The following is a 22,588-nucleotide window of genomic DNA, read 5'->3' as shown; positions in this document are numbered from 1 at the left end:
AGCTCGCCATCCGCCAGCACTCCAGCTCCATGCGCGCGTCCTTCAGCTCGCGCGCCAGGGGCGCCGTCTCCTCGTACAGCGCCGCCGCCTGGGCGTACTCCTGGGCCGTCACCCGCGCGGCGCCCTGCGCCATGCGCGAGCTCAGCCGCAGCTGCGCTCCCTGGGGCTGTCCTTTCGCCGCGGACTCCCCGGCCGCCGCCTCCGCCTGCTGGTACTGCTCGAGCGCTTCCTGGGGCCGCCCCGCTCCCAGCAGCGCTCCTCCCACCGCGAAGTGTGCCGCCACCACCAATTCGTACAGCCCCTGCCCGGCCGCCACGGCCACCGCCTGGGCCCCCAATGTCCGCGCCCTCTCCACGTCCCTCTTCGCCGCCGCGTTGCCCAGGCGCACGAAGAGCTCCCGGAACTGTCCTCCGGGGCTGTCCAGGTTGCCGGCCTCCTGCGACAGCTCCTCCAGCGCCCGTCCCATCTCCAGCTTCGCTGGTATCGTCACCACCCGGTCGGGCCGTGTCTCCGCCAGTGGCTCCAACACCAGGGTCCTCGCGTCATCCAGCACCACCATGCGCACGTGGGCGGACCGCGCCTTCTCCACCGCGCTGCCCAGCCACTTCAGCCAGGCGCTCGCATCCGTCCCCTGCGTCGGCAGCAGCACCACCACCAGGTGCTCGCACAGGCTCTCGTAGTGGCTGCGCAGCGAGTCGCACGCCGCCAGGAAGGCGTCCACGTCCGTTCCCCCCTCCTTCACCGGTGGGCAGCTCCAGTCCGGCCACCCCACCTCCTCCAGCCCGGCGCGGCTCTCCTCCTCCATCCGCACCAGTGCCTCACGCAGTGCGTAGCCGTACCGCGCCGGCTCGTCGAAGGGCTCCTCCAGGCGCAGGAAGAGGTCCGGGCACTCCCCCATCCGCTCATCGCCCTCCTTCTCCAGGAAGGCCTCCACCATCCGCACCTCGTCCGGATCCACCACCCAGCGCAGCAGGCGCGCCTCGGGGAGCTGGGCGAATTCCATCCACTGGTCGTGGAGCAGATCCAGCCGTCGCTCCACCGCGTTCTTCCGCACCGTCATCGGTTCCTCCCAGCGCGTCCGGGTCGACGTGGAACTCCTCGTCCGCTCCATCACCCGCGGCTGGTGGCCCGCCTCCGTCAGCAGGGAGCGCGTGTTGGAGAGAGCATCCGCTGAAGCGAACGCGCTGAATGGCTCCCAGGGTAGACGAACGCTTTCATGCCCCTCAACCCTCCAGGCCGATTCCAATCACTCCATGCATTTCCGTCTGGATCGGGTCCTCCAGCGGCTCCGGCATCACCCACAGCGCCGTGGGCTCCGCGTAACCCTTTTCGAAGGAGTCGAGGATCGGCGGCCATCGGTCCCAGAACGTCGCCCAGCCGTACTCCGTTGGCTGCGAAGTGAGGGGATTGCCGTCCCGGTCCGCATGGGCATACGCGTAATCCGCCAGCGTCCACTTCAACGTGCCGAAGTGCACCCCCAGCATCGGCGTCATCGTCCTCATCACCTCCGGGCGTGACACCTCGTCCGTATATGTTTGCGCCGGCGTGAAGGCTCCCTGCACCGCGTCGTGCTGCTCCCTCCAGGCCAGGTAGTTGTTGGCCACCGCGATGAGGGCCTCGCGCTCCGTGCGCTCCTCCGTGAGCCGCGCCTGCTCGTACAGCGCGAACGCCGCCACCACCAGGCTCCGACCCTCCATTCCCGGGAAGAGCGCGTCGAAGGCATGGGGCCTCGGGGTGTCGTGCGCGTGGGCCCGCGCGGAGTCGTAGGCGAGCCGCGCCTCCTCGGGGCTCTCGCCGGCCAGCGCGAACTCCGACAGCACGCGCTCGGGCTTCACCTCGCCGGCCGACTGGCGCCACGCGAGGTACGCGTTCGCCGCTCCGCCGATGTCCGCGAAGATGGCCACGTTGCCTCCGTGCAGCGTGCGCTCCAGCGTGAGCACCACCGCCTCCGCCTTGTCGAGCGGCATCAGCCCCGGTGCGCCCGCGTACAGCGCGGCGAAGCGCGACGCGGTGGTGGCGAGCGTGCGCGGATCCGCCAGGGCCTCGCCGTTCATCCCCGTGGTGAGCGCGCCGAGCGCCGAGGCCACGTCCGTGGGCAGCCCCCGCACCACCAGTTCCAGCGCGAGCTGCTCCACCGACAGGCGCAGTGTGCCCGTGAGGCCCACCCGCTCGAGCGCCTCCAGCACGGACAGCGAGGGTCTTCCCCGCGCCGCGTCGAGGATGCGCCTCGCGAGCGCCGCGTTGAGCATGCCCTTGCCCGCGGCCTGCGAGGCGTGGGGCGCGAAGGCGAACCAGTTGGGGCGCAGGCCGCTCGTGCCCCCGGGCTGGAAGTCCGGGTCGAGCAGCGCCTGGAAGGCATTGGCGAGCTGGATGTAGCCCTCGGTGATGCGGCGGTTGTCCTCCAGCGGGGTGGTGTCTTCCGAGGCGCCAGCGGGTGGGGAGGACAGCAGGGCACTCAGCAGCAGCGTGGTTTTCAGCATGAGGGGCTCCCGGTGTGGGGTCGGGTAGAGGGGAGCCCAAGGTATTCATCTCCCTCTCCCGGGGGGAGAGGGGTTGGTTTCACGCGGGACGGAAGCGTGTCGCCGCCCACGTGGCGTCCACGGCCACCTGCGCAATCCCTTGCCAGCCGAGCCGCTCGACGGACTCCCAGCCCTTGTCCCGGTTGAGGTCCGTCTCCACCTTCGAGGACTGCTTCGGGTAGGCCATCCAGAAGAGCGTGGTGGGCGTGAGCACCGGGCCCAGCTCCGCCATGCGCTGGCCGAGCTCGGCCCGGTTGCGCACGAAGGCGAGGATGAAGGGCGCGCCCTTGCCCAGCTTCGTCCTCACCCGGGCTCCCTCGGGCAGCTCGCCCAGCAGCGCCACCGCATCCCCAGGAGCCCCCAGCACCACCGCCTCCATGCCCGGCTTCAGGAGCATCTTCTGCCCCAGGGGCTTGGTGCTCGGTGCCGGCCGCGCCGCCGGAGGGGAGGGCGTCTTCGTTACCGTCTTCTTCGCCGCGGTCTTCTTCGTGGCGCTCTTCTTCACGGCGGGACGCTTCGTGGGCTTGCGAGTCGTGCGGGCCATGCGCGCCTGTCTAGCACGCCGGTGGTCCGTCACGCCCCGACCCACGACGAGGGACACGCGACCGCTCGCGATGTGTCAGGCTCTCCGTCACGGGGGAGTGTGTCCTGGAGCCCTAATCCGGAAGCGTGAGCGTCACTGTCTGGGATTGCACGTGGCACTCGTCCTCGCCCACCGAGACCGATTGTCTCGCGGTGCGCTGGCCGTCCGCGCTCGTGGCCGTGATGACGTACTCGCCCGGTTGCTCGTACCCCGTCACCCATGTGTCGCAGTTGCCCTGCGCCTGCTCGCTGCCATTGCACAGCGCCTGCTGCTCGGCGCTTCCATCCCGCGTGAAGGTGACGCGGGCGTCCCGCACCGCGTTGCCTCTCGGGTCCACCACGTTCACCTGCACCGAGGCGCGTGCCTCCAGGGTGCAGAAGCGCTCACCGGGAAGCGCGCAGGCGGACAGCAGGGTGGACAGGCTGAGCATTGCGGCGATTCGCATGGGGCCTCCTCTCGTGGGGGAAGACCCTCACCCTAACCCTCTCCCAGGGGGAGAGGGGAGCTACGCGAGGCCCAGTCTTCCCAGCGTCACCTCGCGCACCTTTTGAATCCTGAACCGGTAGAGGAACGCGTCCGCGAAGTAGTGCGCCAGCACGATCGCGTTCGTCACCGTCACCCCCATCGTCCACAGCGGCTCCTGCCTCAGCAGGAACTTCGTCGCCGACCCTCCCGTGCTCCCGTCCACCAACAGCACGAAGGGACTCTGCGCCACCCCCACCACGATCAGCGGCAGCATCACCCCCACCATCGCCACCCAGACCGCGCCCCCTCGCAGCCTCGCCTCCTTCTCCCGCTCCGTCGGCTCCAGCATCCGCCCCGTCAGGAAGAAGTACTCCAGCCCGTGGATGCCCGCGCTCAGGATGACCCCCCACGCCGGCCACACCAGGTACACCGCCACCACCGCCGCGTGCCCCAATACGTACAGCCGCCTCGGACCGCTCGGCCCCGCCTCCCCTCGCAGCGCCGCCACCAGCAGCCCCACGAATACCCCCCACACCGCCAGCAGCACCCACGTCGTCCCGTACGGCAGCGCCCCGCTCTCCGTCTGCCCCACGTTCACCAGCGGGAAGTCCCCCGCCTTGCCCGTCATCGGCACCGCCAGCGTGCGCACCATCATCAGCACCAGCGCCAACGGCACGAACACCCGCTGCAGCCGGCGCTCGGCCTCCGACACCGAGGCCACTCCCGCCCCTCGCGCCTTCAACCCGTGCAGCGCCCACAGGCCCTTCACCTGCGACAGCGTGTGGTGCGCCGCCAGCACGTGCACCCCCGCCGCCACCATCAAGTCGAGCCTCGGCGCGTACTGGTTCGCGTACCACAGCAGCGCGAAGCACACCGCGAACACCCCCGCCGAGCCTCCCACCAGCAGCCTCGCCTGCGTGGGTGTCGTGTGCAGCAGCTCGCGCCGCACGCCCACCAGCAGGAAGGACAGGATGACGTGCGTGCCGTTGAAGAGCACGTACTGCGATGCCCACCGGCCCAGTGCCTGCGAGTACCCGTCCACGCCCTCGCCCGTGACGTCCGCCAGCCACGCCGAGAAGAGCGTCAGCAGCGCCGGCATCAGCAGCAGGCTCACGTCCACCCGTGGGGAGAACAGCCACAGGCCGTCGAAGCGGAGCGCGGCCGGGGCCGCCGGGGGAGCGAGTGCGGGAGCGGATTGGGACATACCGCGCCCAGTATAGGACGCTTGCCGCCTCTTCCCCGAGCCCGCCCGGCTGCTCCGCCGTCGAGCGCTCGACGTCCCCGTACGCATTTCTCTGGAAGCCGCCCCGCCGCCCTTAAGATGCGCCCCCTCATGCGCTCCCGCTCTCTTGTGCTCTCCGTGCTCGCGCTCTCCGCCCTCGGCGGCTGCGCGACCGCTCGCGGCCCCTCCGTCGCCGAGCCCGAGTCCGTCTCCCACTCCCAGCTCTCCGATGAGGGCTCCGCTGGCTCCGCTCCCACTTCCGCTCCGGCGGCTGCCGCGGCTCCCGCTCCGGCTCCCGCGGCGGCGGCTGCTCCGGCTCCGGCTGCTGCCCCCGCCGTGAAGGCCGAAGACCCTCACCCCAGCCCTCTCCCAGAGGGAGAGGGCGCGTCCGCGGATTCGCTCCATGCCCGCGGCGTCGAGGCCCTCAAGGCCAAGGACGCCCCCGCCGCCATCGCCGCCTTCTCCGCCTGCACCCAGGCCGCCCCCTCCCGCATCGACTGCCACTGGGAGCTTGGCTGGGCCTACTCCGTCCTCAACCGCTGGTCCGAGGCCCTCACCGAGTGGTCCTCCGTCCAGAAGCTCGACCCCAACTACCCCGACCTCGAGGACGCCCTCACCCAGGCCCGCGGCCAGTCCTCCCTCCAGCAGAAGCTCGCTTCCGCTGACTCGAAGGCTCCTCCCCGCGCCGCTCCTCCCAAGGACGCCCGCGTCCGCATCCGCGCCGTCGGCGATGTGATGCTCGGCACCGACTTCCCCGAGGGCCTCCTGCCCCCCGATGACGGCGCCTCCAGCCTCGCCGCCGTCTCCCCCCTCCTGCGCGACGCGGACCTCACCTTCATCAACCTCGAGGGCCCCCTCTGCGACAACGGCGAGACCAAGAAGTGCCGCCGCGGTGGCAACTGCTACGCCTTCCGCTCCCCCACCCGCTACGGCAAGTACCTCGCCGAGGCCGGGGTCGACCTCGCCTCCACCGCCAACAACCACTCCGGTGACTTCGGCGAGCTCTGCCGCCGCGAGACCGAGGCCACCCTCGACGCCCTCGGCATCCCCTGGAGCGGCCCCGCCGGCTCCATCGCCACCGTCCAGCGCAATGGGCTGCGCATCGGCATGGTCGCCTTCCACACCTCCGCCTCCTGCAACCACCTCAACAACACCGCCACCGCCACCGCGCTGGTGCGCCAGGCCCGGCAGAATCACGACCTCGTCATCGTCTCCTTCCACGGCGGCGCAGAGGGTGGCAAGGCCCTCAACATCCCCAAGGGCCGGGAGATCTTCTACGGCGAGGACCGCGGTGATTTGCGTCTCTTCACCCACGCCGTCATCGACGCCGGCGCCGACCTCGTCCTCGGCCACGGGCCCCACGTCGTGCGCGCCATGGAGTTCTACAAGGACCGCCTCATCGTCTACTCCATGGGCAACTTCGCCACCTACGGCTCCTTCAACCTCAAGGGCCCCCAGGGCCTCGGCATGGTCGTCGACGTGGAGCTCGACTCCCAGGGCCGCTTCCGCTCCGGCCGCATCCTCCCCACGAAGCAGGAGGGCCGGGGCATTCCCGTCCCTGACTCGGCTGGCGAGGTCATTCCCCTCGTGCGCCGCCTGACCGGCGAGGACTTCCCCGAGACCGGCGCCGTCATCGGCGCGGATGGCTCCATCTCCTCGCGCAAGGGCCCCATCGCCACGGGCGCGCAGTAGCGGCTCACAGGGGGGTCCACCGGGTAGGAGCACCGGGACGGATACCCTCAGGAGACACGCCCGTTGATGTCGTCCAGGAGATATGCGGAGCCCACCGGAGCTCCGCGCTCTGCACCGGGAGTGGACGGAGCTTCGCTCGATGGGCGGAGGTGGCGGGCGCGTCTGGAGCGAACAGCGGGAGGTCCCAGATTGCGTCCTCCTCTGGCGAGCGGAACTCATGGGATGCTGATCTCCCGCCGCTCGCGTGCGCCAAGCTCGCTTGACCGAAGCATCTTCACGGCGAAGAAGAGGCCGCCGCGCTCCGCCGCCCCGACGTCGATCACGTCAGCGAGGAGGGGGCGGCGGCACGCGGGCCACCTTCTTCGCGTGCGCGATGGCCTCCATGTGTTCCTTGCGAAGGGGGTTCTCTCGACGGAGTCGGCGCACTCTTCTCTCTGTGTCCTCCAACATGGCCCACGCCTCGCGAGCCTGTCGAGGGAAGAGGTCCAGTGCCTGCACATAGAGGCAGGTGACGTGGACGAGCATTCCCAGATCGCGAAAGCCGAGAGTCTGGATACGACGAAGCCACCGACCGAACTCCTTCCACGGCATGCCGAACCCGAATGCCTCGGTGAGGAGGGTCTTTGCGATGATGCGCTGCACCGCGAGGCGCTGGGCTGGAGTCCTTGCCTTTTGCAGCCAGCGTTTCTCCAGCTTCAGGAGTTCGCGCCTGCATTGCTCGTATGGCGCATCTGACTTCATGAACTCCATGAAGAGGAGATCGAGCTCCTCACCGAATGTCGGGGCGCGCTCCTGGTGTGGGGGTTCCATGATCAGGCTCCAGGACAGGGCTTGTCGTTGGCTTGCCACGGCCAGAATCCATAGCGCATGCAGGCGGCGTAGCACGCCCTGCACTGTGACTCACCCCAGACCCGGCCATCCATGCTTCCGCCGCCAGCCTGGATGCACGTGTGCACATCCAGAAGACAGAAGCGCCAGACCTACGGCGAGACAGATCGGAGGGCACAGTTGGCGGCCATCGACGACACGGACTTGTTGCATGACCGACTCCAGAAGCCGGGTGGGGGTCCGGCCGCCTGGGGTTATCGGGCGGAGGCTCGCCGTAGTTGCTTCCCCCAGGCTGTTCCCGATGCGGAGCGAGCATCTCCGATTGAAGGCTCCAGCGCAGGTACGTCGAGCAGGGCGTGTCATATGGTTTGACCGGAACACTCAACTGACTTCCGTGATGACGTAGACCAGCGAAGAGTGCCGCCGCTGACGGTTGTAGAAGACCTCTATGTACTCGTAGAGGGCCAGCCGGGCCTGCTCGTGCGTGGCGAAGCTGGTGGTGTAGACGAGTTCCCAGCGCCTGCTGGTAGTCGGTGCTGGCGTGCTGGCTGCCCCGGTCCGAGTGGTGCCACAACCTCTGCGGTGGTTGGCGTCCCTTGAGCGCCATGTCCAGGGTGTTGAGCACCAGGTGTGTCTTGCTCCACCACCCGCCAGCCGAACTCGACCGTCATGAAGCGGTGGGCCCCCTCCCGGTTGACGGTGTAACGGGTACGGAAGAGCACCGACCCCTTCCTCGCCGCCAGCGGCGTGAGCTTCACCTCCAGTGACGAGGGCCCCGTGGCCCCCGCGCTCCCCGCCACCATCACGCCCAGCAGCAGCAACACCTTCATCGCTCGTGTCATGGCGCGTCAGCCTGATGCGTCAGTCCCTCCCTGGGCCAGCCTTCCCGGTGGAGGCTCGTTTCTTTTTTGTGTTCATACGAATTCGCCACCACTGGAGGCTTGCCGGGTGTCTGCCCAGCCAGTTGGCGAGCATGCACTCGGCGTCGTGTGCGCAGGTGCCCACCGAGCACGCGTCACCCAGGTGCGTTACAAGGGTCGAGCCGTGACTGCCCTCCACCTGTCGCGCTTCTCCTCGCTCCGTGCTTTCGGGCACCGGAACTTCGTCTACGTCTGGTCTGGTGCGCTCGTCTCCAACATCGGTACGTGGATGGAGATGCTCGCGCTGGGTGTCTTCGTCACCACCGTGACGGGCCGCGCCGAGGCCACTGGCGGTATCGCCGCCATCACCTATCTCCCCGCCCTCGTGCTCTCTCCCGTCGCGGGGGCACTCGCGGACCGCTTCGACCGGCGCACCTATGTCGCCGTGGGCACCCTGCTGCACGCGCTGCTGGCCGGCATCCTCACCGCGCTCGCCTTCACCGGCCACCTCACCGTGCCCGCCGTGGGCGTCATCTCCTTCTTCAACGGCTGCGTCAGCGCCCTCACCAACCCCGCCTTCTCCGCCCTCGTCTCCGAGCTCGTCCCTCCCGAGGACCTCCACAGCGCGGTGAGTCTCAACTCGGCCCAGTTCAACCTCGGCCGCATCACCGGCCCCGCGCTCGCCGCCGTGGTGCTCTCCGCCCACGGCATCGCCTGGGCCCTGCTCGTCAACACGCTGTCCTTCGTCGCCGTCCTCATCGCCCTGGCCTTCGTGCGCCCCTCGGCCAGGGCCAACGCCCTCTCCCGGGACGAGCTCTGGCCCGGCATCGTCCGCGGCGCCCGCGTCGCCCGCGAGGACGCCGGCATCTTCCTCGCCATGATGGGCACCCTCGTCATGTGCACCCTCGTGGCCCCCTTCATCGGCCTGGTGCCCGTGTACGCCATCCGCGTCTTCAACCAGGGCGCCGCCGCCACCTCCCTGCTCGTCACCGCCCAGGGCGTCGGCGCCGTGCTCGCCGCCGTCGTGCTCGGGCCCCTCGTCGCCCGCTTCGGCCGCCAGCGCGTCCTCGAGGCCTGTCTGCTCGGCATCGGCCCCATCGCCGCCCTCTACTGGATGGCCCCCACCCTCCACCTCGCCGCGCTCGCCATGGTGGGGCTCGGCTGGTTCTACATGGCCACCCTCACCGGCCTGAACACGCTGTGCCAGCTGCGCGTCCCCCGCGAGCTCCAGGCCCGCATCCACAGTCTCTACAGCATGATGCTCGGCGTGGGGTACGCCGCCGGTGTGTGGGCCCAGGGCGCGCTCGCGGATCGCATCGGCGTGCGCTTCGTCACGGCGAGCTGCGCGGTGCTGTTCCTCGCGCTGGTGCTCACCCTGAGGCTGCTGCGCCCCCGCGCCTTCGACGCCACCGAGGCTCCCTCCAAGCTGGTGCCCGCGGTGGCTCCGGGCGCCGCCGTGCCCGTCGAGGGCTCCGGCGACTTCTGAGGCGCCTCTCCGGGCGGTTCAGGCTAGTCGTCGCGGCGCAGGGGCTCGTAACGGTCGTACACCTCCCGGGCCAGGGTCTGGAATTCCTCCTCGACCTCGGTGCCCAGGACCGTGCGGCCGTTCTCGTCGAGCGGCTGGGTCTTGGGAGCCCACGAGAGTTCCGCATCCAGGAGCCGCCGTGCCATGTCGGGGTGTCCCAGCTTGAAGAAGACATAGGCCAGCAGGGATTTCGTTTTCCCCATCTTCCGCGTGATATCCACCTCATGGATGACGGCGAGCGCTTCCTCGTAGCGCTGGAGGCCGATGAGGCACTGCCCCTTCTCGAGCCGGGCGGCCACGTAGTGTGGATTCGTGCGGAGCGCTTGTTCGAGCACCTCGAGGGCTTCTTCCCATCGCTTCAGCTTCGCCAGCGAACCGCCGATGTTCCCCAGCAGGAAGTTGTCCTCCGGTTGCATCTGCTGGACGGTCCTCAAGCAGCTCAGCGCCTCCTCGAACCTGCCGAGCGTGTCCAGGTAGTGCGCCCGGGCCAGCCAGTAGTTCGCGTTGCGTTGCTTGCACTTGTCCAGGCACGCCAACGCATCTTCACCGCGGCCATGGAGGTGGAGCCAGTCGGCCCTCCCCATCCAGGCCTTGTCATCCTCCGGGGCGAGCATGCAGAGCGTCTCGTAGGCCGCGAGCACCTTGTTCCTCCTGACCTCGTCATCGGGGATGACGGCACGTGTCTTCAGGAGCTTGATTTGTTTGTAGCGGAGCCTGATGTTCCCCGGGTCCCTGAGGAGCGCCGATTCACATTCGGCGAACTCCACGATCTTCAGGATGGTGTCGGCGAGCCTCAAGGCGGCGCCGCTGGGCCGCTTCTGGCTCGCGGCCTCCTCGGGCACCCGCGCGCGCTCTCGTTTCCGCCGGGCCTTCGCGAGGGAGAGGACCTCGGGTTTATTGGCCACGAAGTTGCGCAGGGTGACCTTCTGCCCGACCGCGAAGAGGCAGGCCGCGGGCATCACGGTACAGCCGAGAGGAAGCTCGATGGGGAGCGTCCGCTCTCCATTCACGATGAACGTGAAGGTGTCGCTCTCGGCGAGATCCAGCTCCACGGCGATCACTCCCGAGTCCGGGAAGGTCGGGAGGCCCGAGTGGAGGGCCTGCTGGCGGGTCGCAATCACTCCTCGCAGCGGATCGTACGACCAGGAATTGCCTCCCGCGCCCAGATAGCCCGGGTGCACCCAGCAGGCAGGCTCCAAGATGACGCCGACGCCGAGCTGCTGCTGCCGCGAGGACTCGATGACGAATTCCCAGTAGAAGTGGCTGCCCTTGAGCTCGCCCGTGCTCAGGGCGCGGAGGAACACCGGTTGGTACTGGGATGAGCCGGGTTTGTCCCAGGACAGCGTCAGGTTCTCGTTCGAGACGGTGAGCGGCGCCTGGACCGCCAGTCTGTCCCACGTGAGCCGTGTCTCCACGGGTGCCGCACTCGAAGCATCCTTCTCCATCGGGCAGGCCCTCCCCTCGGCGGGTGATGGCCTCCATTCTACCGGGATTTCCGGGCTCCGTCCCCGGTCCGCTCTCCCTCACGGGGGGAACACGGGGGCGGGCACCCTCACCCCGTCCCTCTCCCGGGGGGAGAGGGGAGGGGCTCGCAGAGGGGACTTCGGGACTGCGATTACTTCGCGTCCACCGTCAGGACCATCCAGCGGTCCGTGGAGTGGTCGATGCGCACGTTGTTCGCGCCCGACTCCTGCAACTGCACCAGCACCTTCTCCAGGAACTGCAGCTGCTCCTGCGTCGCGTCCACGAACACGTTCTTCGCGCCGCCGCCCTTGGCCTTCGGCTTCTTCGCCGCCGCCGGCGCGTTCGCGTCGCCCGTCAGCACCGGCGCCGCCGCCACCACCCGCTGCTTCTCCTCCACCGGCGTCTCCTCGGGCTCGCTCGCGCTCTCCTCCTCCTTCTCCACGCTCTCCGCCTCGCGCAGCGCCTGCTCGCGCAGCTCGTTGAACGTCTTCGCGTTCAGCGACGCCCCGAACTTGTCCTTGTACGCGTCCATCGCCTCGTTGCGGCTGATGTCCGGCTGGTTGCGGAAGAGATCGAGCAGGAACGCGTGGCGCTCCTGCGCCTGGTCCTGGGAAATGCGTGCCATCGTTGATGTCCTCGGTTTGCTGCGTACTGCGGAACTGCCGAACGCAGGGCGGCGCAAACTACCCGAGCCCCGCCTGGAGCGGAAGTGGCCCCCAGCGAACCCCCTCCCCACCTCCCGAGAAGCGCGCCGTCCAGCAGGTGGACATCGGCTCGCGATTCACCGGCTGGGGGGGAACACGGCCGCCATCTGGCGCAGCTGGGCGAGCAGCTGGCCGTCGCGGCTCCACAGCTCCGCCAGGTCATCCGCGTAGCCGTGCGCGGCGTGACGGGAGTGGCCGGTGCGCAGGTAGAAGGCGTCCGGCGCGGCGTCGAGCGGGAGCGGCGCGTAGAAGTGCGCCGTGTAGTCCATGGTGGCGCCGTTGCAGAAGCCGTCCACGCGGGCGAACGCCGCGGGAGGAAAGGCATCCAGCAGGCCCACCACCAGCGGCGCATCGAGCGGCGTGGGGACGCGCGGCCGAATCCAGCCGCCCACGCGGGCCTCGTCGGCGCCCGAGTAGGGCACCGCGCCCACGCACCAGCGGTAGTCGAACCAGGCGCCGAAGGTGGGCAGCATGGCGCTCGGCACGGGGGGCACGTCGTCCGGGGGCGGCACCCGGGGCGGGCGCGCGTCCGCGTAGACGAGCGGCGTCTCGCGCGAGGTGGCGAAGGTGGCGCTCGCCAGGCACGTCACCTGCCCGCCCTGCTCCATCCGCGCCGACAGGTGCGTCACCTGCCGCCCGGCGCGCTCCGTGCGCACCACGAGCGAGGCCTCGCCTTCCGCCACGGGCGCGCAGAAGTGCACGGTGAGCGAGCGCGGTGCACGGGCGGGCTCGTTCAGCTCGCGCATCATCGAGCGCAGCAGCGTGCCGCCGAGCATGCCGCCGTAGGCGCCGCGTCCCTGGAACCACTCGGGGCGGACGTGTCCCTGGTAGCGCCCCTCCCCGAGTGCTTTCCAGGTGGTGGCGTTGAGGAAGGGAGCGTCGGAGAGGGGAGCGGACATGCGATGCAACCTAACGAAGGACCGGGAGGCGGGCCACGCTCCGTGAGCCGGTACTCGGGCGGTGTGCGTACGGCGCGTGTCAGTGGAAGGCGCAAGTGCGTACGCCGCGTGACGTGGGGGCCCGGGAAAGTGCCCGCGTGGCCCGGGGTTGCCGTATCCCGGGCCGGTGCATGGAGGTTGCAGGGAGGGGAGCCATGTCCGGATTGCTGGGAGTGATGACGGCCCTGGTGATGACGGCGATTCCGCCGGGAGGGGGTGCTCCCGAGGAGCCGGTGCCGGGTGATGGCTGGGAGGGACGGACGTACGTGGGTGTGGCGGTGCCGCTGGCCGCTGACGGTTTCGCGCTGGAGGCCGAGCAGGAGCGGGACGACGGGTTCTCCGTGACGCTGGGGCTGCGCGTGGGCTTCAACCTGGGGAAGTGGATTCCCGTCTTCGAGGATGGGGCGCCCGACTCCCTGCGGGTGGGCATCGAGCCGGGTGCCCGCTTCTATTTGAAGGGCCCGGTGCTGGAGGGGTTGTGGGTGGGCCCGCGGCTCGAGGTGGTGCACGCGTGGCGCACGCAGGCGGTGTGGCAGGTGGGCGGCGCGGTGCTCTCGGGCTACAGCTTCCGGTTCGGCGATGGCTTCACCGTGCAGGCCGCGCTGGGCCTGGGCGCGCTCTACCGGCCCCCGATTCCTGGCTTCAGCCTGTGGACCGTGCGCGTGGCTCCGCGTGCGCAGCTGTCGCTCGGCTGGTCGCTGTGATGGGGCGGGCCGGGACCTGAATGTGTCGAAGAACGGCTATCATGTCCTGGTGCGGATGAACGGCCGCGCTTACGACGCATACACTGGAGCGGCCGGCATGCCGTGGGCGGAGTACCTGGGCCGGTTGGGCGCACTCTCGGACATCACCCAGAAGGTCATTGAAGTCCTGCCGGAGACGCCATGAGTCCTCCATCTGGAGCAAAGCCTGTCGTCCCCTTGCTTGACGTGTTGTTGCGCATCCGCGAGGACATGCGGAATCGCACATCGGGACCGTGTCTCTACATCGGCATGCCCGATGTGGACCGCATGGCGTGCTTCATCGGGGGGTATGGATGGTGTCTTCACCTCCTCGGGGTCGACGAAGGCCCGGATGCCTTGTTTGGCGAGTGGCTGCTCTTCATCAAGAAAGCCTGGCCGGGCGAGGGCTGGGAACCCGCCTATCTGGAGGAGTTCCACGGTGATCACCGGCGCGCCCTGCTCAAGTACCTGGACTTCGTCGCCGAGTTCCGCGCCCTTCCTCCCGAGGCCCTGGCGTCCATCGAGTGGCGTGGCAAGGGCGAGCATCCCTCGGTCCGGGTGCCATCCCTGGTGCCCGTGAATCCACCCCAACCCACGCTCGACATGCTGCTGGGGGTCCGTCAGGAGATCGGTGACAGGCAAGGACGGCTCTTCCTGTTCATCGGTCCCATCGAAGTGAAGCGGATGGCGGGCTTCATCGATGGCTACCGGTTGTGTCTGGCCCTCGCGGGCGCTCGCGACGAGGAGTACCCCCGCTTCGAGCTCTGGCTCCAGGAAGCGAAGGGTGTCCCCGCGGGACAGGACTGGACACTGCCGTTCCTCCAGGCCTGTCAGGGAGACGCGGAACGGGCCATCCGCCGGCTCCTCGAGTGTGTCGTGGAGTTCCGCTCGCTCCATCCGTCGTCCAGGTGAACGAATCCCTCCGGCTCTGCCGTGAATCCGACGCCTGGAGTGTCCTTCACTCCCCCCTCCCGCCGTTTGTCGTCACCCCCGCCCGCCGTTGCTTCAGGGTACGGCAACAGCAGACGGGGGGTTTTTCATGCAGTCCATTCCGCCTCATGCCGAGGACCAGGCCACGCGACAATCCCATCCGGGGCTGGGCCCTGAGGCCCCCCTTCACCCCGAAAGGCTCATGGACTCCTTCGACACCCTGTCCTTCGACACTCCCGGCGCCTGGGCCATGGCGGGCGAGGGCCGTTTCCTCCCCGCCGGCCCCGGTCTCCTCGAGTCCGAGGGCGGCTCCGGCCTCCTCTGGTACACCCCCTCGGAGTTCTCCGACTTCCGCCTCCAGGTGGACTGGCTCGCCCACTCCGTCGAGGACAACTCGGGCGTCTTCTTCCGCTTCCCCACCGCCGAACTCGCCCGCAGGCAGCCCGATTGGAAGGCCGGTTTCGAGGTGCAGATCGACGAGCGCGGCGTGGACCCCGAGCACGAGACCCGGGGCCGTCCCCGCATGGGCAGCCCCCTGCACCTCACCGGCGCCCTCTACACGCTCGCCCCCGCCCTGCTGAAGGCCTCGCGGCCCCTGGGCGAGTGGAACTCCTTCGACATCCTCGCCCGAGGCCTGGAGCTGCGCGTCGTGCTCAACGGCGTCGAGGTGTGTGTCTTCACCGCGCCCACGCACAAGCCCCGCTCCGGACGCATCGGCCTGCAGGCCCACCACGCGGGCTCGCGCGTCCGCTTCCGCGCCCCCCGCATCCAGCGGCTCACGTAGCGCGCGAGGCCTGCTTCTCCACGTACTCCTGCATCTTGTCCAGGGTCTGCCAGCCCGATGGCGATCGGCGCGGCCACCGGCGGCACCCGCCCCGCCAGTCCGCACACCAGGGACAGGCGCGCCAGGGGGTTGTTCTGGCGCTCGGCGCCCACCTCCTTGGAGGGCCATCGAGGCGGCGGGGCCCTCATGGGCGCAATCTCCCACGCGCCGGGTTCCTCGTGCACCCGCCTGGCGAGCGGGCGCCCGTCCCTCCCCGGGAAGCTTGGAGCGTCCCCGGTGCGCCCCACATTGAACCTCGGAGGGTCGCGCAACCCCGCGCGTCCGCATTCCACGAGGAGCCTTCACCATGGCCGACAATGAGAAGCGGAGGAAGTACGACCCCGTGCACCCCAAGGAGCGGGAAGACGAGAAGCCTCCCTTCTCCCCCGATCGGGTCGAGCGCGGTCTCGAGGCCGATGACACCCTTCCCCTCTACGCCGCGGACTCCATCCACGGCACCCGCGAGCAGAAGTTCGCCCTCGACAGCGATGCCGAGGTCGGTGGGTATGTCCCGGACATCCGCAGCCCCATCGACGAGGCCGATGAGGAGATCCGCATCCTCCGCGGACAGGAGGAACGGGACAAGGAGCAGGACTGACCCGGTGACGCCCGGGTTCCCTCACGGTGGGGAACCCGGGGGACAGGCACCCTCACCCCGGGGGGCTTGCCCCCCCTTTGAACGACGGGGGGCTCCTCTCCCGGGGGGAGAGGGGAGAGTGGGGTTACTTCTTCGCTGGAGGTGCCACCGGCTCCCGGGCCACCAGCTTGCCCAGGTTCATCGGCCCCACCTGCTCCTGGATGACCGCCGGGTCTCCCACCAGCACCACCTGCATCGCCGCCGGGCCCAGGTACGCCTCCGCCACCCGCTGCACCTCGGCCGGCGTCGCCTTCTCCAGCCCCTCCACCGTCCGCGCGAACTCGTCCATCGGCCGGCGCAGGAAGAACAGCGACGCCGCGCTCGAGCCCAGTCCTTCCACTGACTCGAACTCGCCCGGAATCGCCCGGATGAGGCCCTCGCGTGCCGCCGCCAGCTCCTTCTCCGTGATGGGGCGCTCCTGAATCCCCTTCATCTCCCCGAAGAACTCGCCCAGCGCCGGGCCCGTCACGTCCTTGCGCACCGCCGATGACGCCGTCAGCGGCCCCACGCCCAGCCGCGCGTCCGCGCTCGCTCCCGCTCCGTAGCTGTACCCCTTGTCCTCGCGCAGGTTCATGTTCAGCCGGCTGCCGAAGAAGCCGCCGAACACCGTCGTCGCCAGGTCCAGCGCGTACTCGTCCGGGTTGCCCACCGCGATGCCCGGCCGGCCCACGACAATCATGGTCTGGTCCAACCCCGGCTTGGGCACGTACACCACCTGCTGCCTCGGCGGCGCCGCGGGCGTGGGCGGAACCGGTGGAGGCATGGCGTTGGCCTTCCAGTCGCCGAAGTACTTCCGGGCCAGCCCCACGGCCTCGTCCAGGGTGATGTCCCCCGTCATGACGAGCGCGGCGGCCTTCGGGCCCACGCTCTTGCCGTAGAAGGACTTCACGTCCTGGAGCGTCAGCGTGTCCACCGTGGCCGGCAGTCCGCTCACCGGGTGCCCGTACGGGTGCTCCGGGCCGAACACCGCGTCCAGGTACGCCTGCTGCGCCAGGAAGCCCGGGCTGCCCATGGCGCGCACCAGCTCGGCCAGCTGCAGCTTCTTGCGCCGCTCGAAGTCCTTCTGCGCCAGGTTCGGCTTGCGCACCACGTCCGCCAGCAGCGCCAGCGCCGCGTCCGCGTGCCGCTTCAGCACCCGCGTCCCGACGAAGGCCCCATCCGGGTTCACGCTCACCGCGGGCGACACCCCGAGGTCCTGGAAGGCCTGATCCAACGCCGTCGTGTCCTTCCCGGCCGCGCCCTCCAGCAGCATCTTGTACGTGACGTCCGCCAGGCCCCCCTTGCCCTTCGGGTCCTGCGAGCCTCCCGACGCGAACGCCACCCCCGTGTACACCAGCGGCAATTCCTTGCGCGTGCTCACCAGCACGGTGAGCCCGTTGTCCAGCTTCGCCTGCTCGAACTTCGGCAGCACCAGCTCGGGCGGCTCGCCGGGCTTGGGCGGCTGCTCGCGGAAGGCGTTGGGGTCTTCCCGCGGCGGAGCCGGCGTCTCGGGGGGCTTGGGGGCCTCGGGGACGGGCTCGGGGGCCGTCTTGCAGCCGGTGGCGAGCGCCAGCACGGACAGGGCGATGAACAAGCGGCGCATCAGTGGGTCTCCTTCGCGGCCGAGATGGGGCCCTTCTGCGCGGGCACGGCGTGCAGCACCACGCGGGCATTGGGCTCGAGGTACTCGCGGGCGAAGTCGCGCACCCGCTCCGCCGTCACCGAGTCGTACCGCCCCAGGTCCTCGTCGAGGTAGCCCGGGTCTCCCGTGTAGTGGTTGTAGCTCTGCAGCACGTCCGCCTTGCCGCCGAAGCCGCCCACCGACTGCAGCCCCGCCAGCATCTGCGTCTCGAAGCGCGTGCGCGCCCGGTCCAGCTCCTGCTGGGTGATGCCGCCGCGCCGCACCTCCTCCAGCACGGCGTCGATCTCCTGGACCAGCGCGTCACTGGACACGCCGGGCCGGGCTGTCGCCTCGATGAAGAAGACGGACTGGGCCCCGAGGCTCAGCTCGGTGGAGCTCACGCTCTGCGCCAGGCCCTTCTCCAGCACCAGGCGCTTGTAGAGGCGGCTGGACTTGCCGGTGGCCAGCGCGTTGGCCAGCATGTCCGCGGTGGCGTCCTGCTCGGTGAAGTACGGCGGGGTGAGCCACGCCATCGTCACCTGCGGCAGCGTACCCACCGTCTCGTCGTGGCGGATGACCTTCTCGTGGGAGATCTTCACCGGGGCCACCGTGGGCTTCACCGGCTTGGGGCCGCTGGGCAGCGTGCCGAAGTACTTCTCGATGAGGGCGCGGGCCTCCTGGGGATCGAAGTCCCCCACCACCGCGAGCGTGGCGTTGGCCGGCGCGTACCACGTGCGGAAGAAGGCCTTCACGTCCTCCACGGTGGCGGCGTCCAGGTCCGCCATCGAGCCGATGACCTTGCCGTGGTACGGGTGGGGCGCGGGGAAGAGCGCCTTCCAGAGCTTCTCCTGGGCGAGGCCGTAGGGGCGCGTCTCCACGCCCTGGCGCCGCTCGTTCTTCACCACCTCCTGCTGGGTGCGCAGCTTCTTCTCGTCGAGCGCGTCCAGCAGGAAGCCCATCCGGTCGCTCTCCAGCCACAGCGCCGTGGCCAGGTGGTTGGTGGGCACCGTCTCGAAGTAGTTCGTCCGGTCGTAGTTCGTCGTGCCGTTGAGATCGTTGGCCCCGAGCTGCTCGAGCATGGCGATGTGCACGTCGTCGGGCACGTGCTTGGAGCCCTGGAACATCATGTGCTCGAAGAGGTGCGCGAAGCCGGTGCGGCCGGGCTGCTCGTTGTAGGCGCCCACGTGGTACCAGACATTCACCGCCACCACGGGCAGCTTCTTGTCCTGGGCCAGGATGACTTCCATGCCGTTGGGCAGCGAGTACTTCTCGTAGGGGATGGCCAGTGCCTCACGCCCGGGGGCCAGCGGCTTCGCCTCTTGCTGCTGCTGCTGGGCGAAGGCCGGTAGGCCGAGGGCGAGGACGGCGGCGGTGATGAGCGCTTTCTTCATGCGGTGTAGGTGCCTCCTCCTCGGTTACGGAGGCAACCGCTTAGCACGTGCCTCGTTCCTCGTAGAGCGGGAATGCCCCCGGGAATCGGGTTTCGGGCACGGGGTTGTTTTACACCCCGTTACCAGGAGTGCCCGGGTGGTCGTCTCTTGCGTCTTCAAAACGTGCGGCGCCAGAAGACGAAGGGGCTCATGAGCGGGCGGTCGTGATGGGGTGGGCTTGGGGTGGTCGCCCGAGCAGCACGGCCGCAACACGCCTCGTGTCCGAGACGGAGCAGACGATGGCGCGTTCGGGAGGCGTGTCTTTCTGGACAAAAGAACTGATCGCCATGCAGACGGCAACCGGGCCACTTGCCGCTCCAATTTCCCCAAGGGACTCACATGGCAGGACGAAGCGGCACTGGTTGAAGTCGATGTGTTGGTTCAGTCTCACCTGCGCATGCCCCCAGGTATGGGCCTTCCACTCCTCTCCGTTGAGGTCAAGCAGAACCTCTCCTCGAAACGGCTCTTCCAGGACTGGCCCGAGCACGCTGCGCTTCAGCATCTCCGCCAGCGCGAGCCCCAGGCCCGGCGCGCTTGGTTGTTTCTCGTTGAGAGGGCCATCTAATGCGACCGCCTCGATGTGCGCACCAATGGTCGCGCCTCTCGCGCGTGCCGAGGATTCAGATTCGAGCAACAGACAGGCCCCCGCTTCTCCTGGCATGGCTCCGGTCTGGCGCGTGGGGGTCTTCAATCGTCTGTGTTGGGCGAGCCAATCCAGGCTCAGGGGATCGATGTAGGAGTCCGCCCCGAGGATGACGACACGATCCAGGCGGCGTGTCGCAAACTCGGCTTGGGCAAGCTGGACGGCTTCGGCCAGACCACAGTGGCCGCTTCCCAGTGCTCGCACGAAATTGTTGGCCACGGGAATACCGAGCAGGTCGATGAGCGGCCGTGCGTAGAACTCCAGGAGTGCTTCCGGTTGCGTCTCAAGAGACCAGAAAAACCGCTCCCGATCGATGATGGGCGCCAGCACGATAAGGCCGGTGCGGCGCCAGAAATCGAGCGAAGATGGGGAGGGGAGCGCTGAGGCATGCAGCATGTCCTCGAAGCTTCCCGCGGCCAGCCTCACCCAGGCACCTGCCTGAAAGAAGCCCTCCGCGTAACAGCTCGCAGGGTACCCCTTGGCGGGTTCTGCTCCACCCTCGCCATCCTCTACCACGCACCCGACCAGTGGTTGAGGACGGGAGATGCCTGCCCTCATCGCCGCGCAACTGCCCACCACTCCGTAGCCCAGGGCACTCACCATACCTAGAGCCGTGACGCAGGTTCTCATCTGGCGTGGTTCCTCTTAGCTGAGGTCGTAGTAGGAGGCGATGTGCCTCCAAGCATCCGGTGGTGGAAGGCGCGCCCGGCTCAGCATGCGAGCAACAGATGGCGCGAGAGGATGGTGCTCGGCTGGAGAGAGTCCGGCCTGCTCGGCGAAACGGAGCAGTGCCAACAGTTCCACCCAGAGACGGCTGGTGGTGGGAACGTCGTCCGGTGGAATCCGTTCGCCCTCGAGGCTTTCATGGATGTCCTTCTCCCGTTCCTCCACGATGCGTGCCAGTGAGTCATCGAAGAGCTTCTGATCGACAGTCAGATAGGAGCGGCATAGCCCCAGCCGTGGATCCCCTGCTCCTTGGAGCACCTCTTCATAGCGCCGCAGCAGCGCTTCGAGCCGCTCCCGAGGTGCTTGCTGGGCGAAGCGATTCATGAGGAAAAAGGCATAGAGGAAGTCATCCTCGTACTCCTCTCCCTGGTGCCAGCTCTGGCGTGAATGGCACGCGATGGCGGTCGCGGCCTCGCGATCATTGCAAGCGACGGCATCGAAGAAGGGTTCAGAGCTACTGGTGCGCTTGAGCTCGTCACCCACGCCCTCCAGGAAGAACAGGAAGGCTCGGGCGCTCTTCGAGAGATCCTCGAAGAAGGCATCCGGAAGTCCGCTCAGGAAGAGTTTGCAGATCCCCATGCGCCGATACTGGGTACAGAACGCCAGCATCTGCGCATGAGTGACCTTCCGGCGGATGACGGCCGGGTAGGCGTCCTCCAGGGAGATGCCGCACGACTTCTCGATCATGAACAGAGGGGTCCCGTACATGGATGGCTCTCTTCCAGCAGAGGCCCAAGGCAACCGAAGGGTTGTCGCCCACTAGGCGGATTGTTCCAGCTTCGTCAGGTACACGTTGGTCGGGTTGAGCTTGCGCAGTTCATCCACGAGCTGATGGCTCAGCACGCGGACATATGGGTCTTCCTTGATGCGGAAGAAGCCAGGGGCGGAGTGCAGCTTTTTGGGATCGAGGACGATCTTCTCGACTTCGACGATCTCCCCTTCATCGTAGATGATTTCGCTCTTCTCCAGATCGAGGCAGTCGAAGGTCCCCAGCGGGTTGATGATGAAGTAGTCGGTGCTTGCCACACGCTTCTTGTGGTCGTAGAGCGTGAAGGGTAGGCACTCCATGGGGACGCCCGTGCGTTCGAACACTTCCTTCATGCCACGCTCCACCACCAACAGGTTGGTGACGGTGGCGAGCAGGGAGGCGAGCTTGATGCCGGGGGACTCCTTGCGCATGTACCATTTGGCATCCTGCGGGTATTTATCCCCCATGGCGATGCCTTGAGACATCCGGTACTTCAACATGTTGGTGCCTTCGGGTTCGCCGTAGAGCACGCAATAACCGGGGTCGACTGCGGGGCTCATGTTGATCGAGAAATAGTCCATGATGTCGAGGGCTATGATTTTGGGCGTAGGAGCGGGGGCAGCGCAGATATCGCCTCTCCTGGGTTTTCATTGCCGAACTGGGTGACCTTGGCGTAGCAGTGTTGCGAGAGGACCTCCAACCGTTTCTTGGAGAGTTTGATGACGGGCCATGGGTCGCAGTTGGTTTGGCGCTCCCGGTCGCATGTGGCTTTGTACGAGTCGATGATGCTGTCCAACCGTGTCCTGACGTTCTGATTGTATTCCCTATGATTGAGCTTTGAGCCCTTCTCTTTGACGATTGAATCGTCTTCCAGGACGAGGTGGCGCGGCAAGTCCAGGACGCGCGCGACCTCTGTGTCCATGGGCAGGAGGATGACGTTGATGTGGTGATTGACGTTATACTCGGCGTGCAGAAGTCCTTCCCTCACGAGTTGACGGCAGTCATCCTCGGCGATTTCGTTGATCACCGTATTGAGCGTTCCCTTGGGGATTAGGTGGTGCGCGTTGTTCCAGTAGGGCCAGGTCCAGGTTGTGAAGTTCTTGCCCTGCGGGATGCCCTTACCCACTGCATCCGTCGCATTGGAGCGGAGAGGGCCCGAGACGTACCAATCTCCCTCTTCTGGGAGTTTGATCCTGTCGCTGTATTGAGTGGGCGAGGGGAAGCGTGACTTCCTCTTCGTGGTATATTGGGAAGTAGGTAGGAATCCAGAGGTGACTCGAGGATTCTTCTCAAGGTATTCGTTGGCCTTCTCCTGAGTAACGGTGGGATTCTTGTCGTAGACGCCTTGGCGCGCTCTGCGGGACTCGCGCACAGCCTGCCAGCGATAGGTGCAACTGCAGGCATCATCGTACCGGGTCGAGTGACCTGTCAGGCATGCACCACCCTCTTCGGTGCCATTGATTTGCTTATGGAGTTTCTCATCTGCCTCGCTGGGAAAGTGTTTCGGCGTCTTGGCCATGGCGCGTCCC

Annotated in this window: 22 protein-coding genes and 1 pseudogene; 7 read left to right on the top strand and 16 right to left on the bottom strand. The window is 68.0% G+C overall.

The genetic code is table 11. The annotated features are described in order from the left end of the window. From AC16DP_RS14805 to AC16DP_RS14785, 5 genes are all read right to left on the bottom strand, one after another. The coding region (locus AC16DP_RS14805; protein ID WP_483956728.1) for a hypothetical protein at window positions 1–1,060 on the bottom strand (1,060 nt) is incomplete at its 3' end. A gap of 163 nt (window positions 1,061–1,223) precedes the next feature. Then, window positions 1,224–2,480: a hypothetical protein gene (locus AC16DP_RS14800; RefSeq protein ID WP_329728679.1), complete on the bottom strand. Its 1,257-nt coding sequence runs from the start codon at window positions 2,478–2,480 to the stop codon at window positions 1,224–1,226. 79 nt (window positions 2,481–2,559) lie between these two features. Beyond that, the gene (locus AC16DP_RS14795; protein WP_329728680.1) at window positions 2,560–3,063 is read right to left on the bottom strand and encodes a hypothetical protein; all 504 of its coding nucleotides are present in this window, start codon (window positions 3,061–3,063) and stop codon (window positions 2,560–2,562) included. A gap of 112 nt (window positions 3,064–3,175) precedes the next feature. After that, window positions 3,176–3,547: a hypothetical protein gene (locus tag AC16DP_RS14790; RefSeq protein ID WP_329728681.1), complete on the bottom strand. Its 372-nt coding sequence runs from the start codon at window positions 3,545–3,547 to the stop codon at window positions 3,176–3,178. 60 nt (window positions 3,548–3,607) lie between these two features. Beyond that, on the bottom strand, window positions 3,608–4,771 hold the full coding sequence (locus tag AC16DP_RS14785; RefSeq protein WP_329728682.1) for a hypothetical protein: 1,164 nt from the start codon (window positions 4,769–4,771) through the stop codon (window positions 3,608–3,610). Window positions 4,772–4,900: 129 nt separating this feature from the next. Between AC16DP_RS14785 and AC16DP_RS14780 the strand changes: the two genes are divergently transcribed. Next, window positions 4,901–6,481 carry a CapA family protein gene (locus AC16DP_RS14780; protein WP_329728683.1) on the top strand — a complete coding sequence of 527 codons (1,581 nt, stop codon included), beginning with the start codon at window positions 4,901–4,903 and terminating at the stop codon, window positions 6,479–6,481. A 324-nt stretch (window positions 6,482–6,805) separates the two neighbouring features. Here the strand turns inward: AC16DP_RS14780 and AC16DP_RS14775 are convergent, their stop codons facing one another. Further along, window positions 6,806–7,291, bottom strand: coding sequence for a hypothetical protein (locus AC16DP_RS14775; protein WP_329728684.1), 486 nt, complete (start codon window positions 7,289–7,291; stop codon window positions 6,806–6,808). A gap of 399 nt (window positions 7,292–7,690) precedes the next feature. Then, window positions 7,691–7,940: pseudogene (locus AC16DP_RS14770) on the bottom strand (IS3 family transposase); the annotation flags it as partial. Window positions 7,941–8,353: 413 nt separating this feature from the next. Here AC16DP_RS14770 and AC16DP_RS14765 point away from each other — a divergent pair. Next, on the top strand, window positions 8,354–9,655 hold the full coding sequence (locus AC16DP_RS14765) for an MFS transporter (RefSeq protein ID WP_329728685.1): 1,302 nt from the start codon (window positions 8,354–8,356) through the stop codon (window positions 9,653–9,655). A 23-nt stretch (window positions 9,656–9,678) separates the two neighbouring features. On the opposite strand, the gene AC16DP_RS14760 is transcribed toward AC16DP_RS14765, so the two are convergent. The 3 genes from AC16DP_RS14760 to AC16DP_RS14750 form a co-directional block, all read right to left on the bottom strand. After that, window positions 9,679–11,139 carry a tetratricopeptide repeat protein gene (locus AC16DP_RS14760; protein WP_329728686.1) on the bottom strand — a complete coding sequence of 487 codons (1,461 nt, stop codon included), beginning with the start codon at window positions 11,137–11,139 and terminating at the stop codon, window positions 9,679–9,681. A 170-nt stretch (window positions 11,140–11,309) separates the two neighbouring features. Beyond that, the gene (locus tag AC16DP_RS14755) at window positions 11,310–11,783 is read right to left on the bottom strand and encodes a hypothetical protein (protein ID WP_329728687.1); all 474 of its coding nucleotides are present in this window, start codon (window positions 11,781–11,783) and stop codon (window positions 11,310–11,312) included. Window positions 11,784–11,939: 156 nt separating this feature from the next. Continuing rightward, on the bottom strand, window positions 11,940–12,761 hold the full coding sequence (locus tag AC16DP_RS14750) for an acyl-CoA thioesterase (protein WP_329728688.1): 822 nt from the start codon (window positions 12,759–12,761) through the stop codon (window positions 11,940–11,942). 194 nt (window positions 12,762–12,955) lie between these two features. On the opposite strand from AC16DP_RS14750, the gene AC16DP_RS14745 reads away from it, so the two are divergent. The 5 genes from AC16DP_RS14745 (at window position 12,956) to AC16DP_RS14725 (ending at window position 15,873) form a co-directional block, all read left to right on the top strand. Then, window positions 12,956–13,504 carry a hypothetical protein gene (locus AC16DP_RS14745; RefSeq protein ID WP_329728689.1) on the top strand — a complete coding sequence of 183 codons (549 nt, stop codon included), beginning with the start codon at window positions 12,956–12,958 and terminating at the stop codon, window positions 13,502–13,504. 55 nt (window positions 13,505–13,559) lie between these two features. Further along, a complete protein-coding gene (locus AC16DP_RS14740; protein WP_329728690.1) occupies window positions 13,560–13,688 on the top strand; it encodes a hypothetical protein in 129 nt (42 codons plus the stop codon). After that, window positions 13,685–14,434: a hypothetical protein gene (locus tag AC16DP_RS14735; RefSeq protein ID WP_329728691.1), complete on the top strand. Its 750-nt coding sequence runs from the start codon at window positions 13,685–13,687 to the stop codon at window positions 14,432–14,434. The genes AC16DP_RS14740 and AC16DP_RS14735 overlap by 4 nt, the downstream gene beginning before the upstream one ends. Before the next feature lie 220 nt (window positions 14,435–14,654). Further along, window positions 14,655–15,236, top strand: coding sequence for a 3-keto-disaccharide hydrolase (locus tag AC16DP_RS14730; RefSeq protein ID WP_329728692.1), 582 nt, complete (start codon window positions 14,655–14,657; stop codon window positions 15,234–15,236). A gap of 346 nt (window positions 15,237–15,582) precedes the next feature. Beyond that, window positions 15,583–15,873 (top strand): hypothetical protein, encoded by a 291-nt coding sequence (locus AC16DP_RS14725; RefSeq protein ID WP_329728693.1) that lies wholly within the window; start codon window positions 15,583–15,585, stop codon window positions 15,871–15,873. Window positions 15,874–15,997: 124 nt separating this feature from the next. Here the strand turns inward: AC16DP_RS14725 and AC16DP_RS14720 are convergent, their stop codons facing one another. The 6 genes from AC16DP_RS14720 to AC16DP_RS14695 form a co-directional block, all read right to left on the bottom strand. Beyond that, window positions 15,998–17,494: a M16 family metallopeptidase gene (locus AC16DP_RS14720; protein WP_329728694.1), complete on the bottom strand. Its 1,497-nt coding sequence runs from the start codon at window positions 17,492–17,494 to the stop codon at window positions 15,998–16,000. Continuing rightward, on the bottom strand, window positions 17,494–18,903 hold the full coding sequence (locus AC16DP_RS14715; RefSeq protein WP_329728695.1) for a M16 family metallopeptidase: 1,410 nt from the start codon (window positions 18,901–18,903) through the stop codon (window positions 17,494–17,496). The genes AC16DP_RS14720 and AC16DP_RS14715 overlap by 1 nt, the downstream gene beginning before the upstream one ends. A 187-nt stretch (window positions 18,904–19,090) precedes the next feature. Further along, window positions 19,091–20,011, bottom strand: a complete 921-nt coding sequence (locus AC16DP_RS14710) for a hypothetical protein (protein ID WP_329728696.1) — start codon at window positions 20,009–20,011, stop codon at window positions 19,091–19,093. A gap of 219 nt (window positions 20,012–20,230) precedes the next feature. Beyond that, window positions 20,231–21,019 carry an Imm49 family immunity protein gene (locus AC16DP_RS14705; RefSeq protein WP_329728697.1) on the bottom strand — a complete coding sequence of 263 codons (789 nt, stop codon included), beginning with the start codon at window positions 21,017–21,019 and terminating at the stop codon, window positions 20,231–20,233. A gap of 51 nt (window positions 21,020–21,070) precedes the next feature. After that, window positions 21,071–21,640 carry an imm11 family protein gene (locus tag AC16DP_RS14700; RefSeq protein WP_329728698.1) on the bottom strand — a complete coding sequence of 190 codons (570 nt, stop codon included), beginning with the start codon at window positions 21,638–21,640 and terminating at the stop codon, window positions 21,071–21,073. An 11-nt stretch (window positions 21,641–21,651) separates the two neighbouring features. Continuing rightward, window positions 21,652–22,578: an AHH domain-containing protein gene (locus AC16DP_RS14695; protein WP_329728699.1), complete on the bottom strand. Its 927-nt coding sequence runs from the start codon at window positions 22,576–22,578 to the stop codon at window positions 21,652–21,654. Between the last annotated feature and the right edge of the window lie 10 nt (window positions 22,579–22,588).

The sequence above is a fragment of the Archangium sp. genome, from assembly GCF_057119385.1.
Note: the sequence above shows the minus strand (reverse complement) of the source record. Positions and strands in the feature narration are given on the sequence as shown.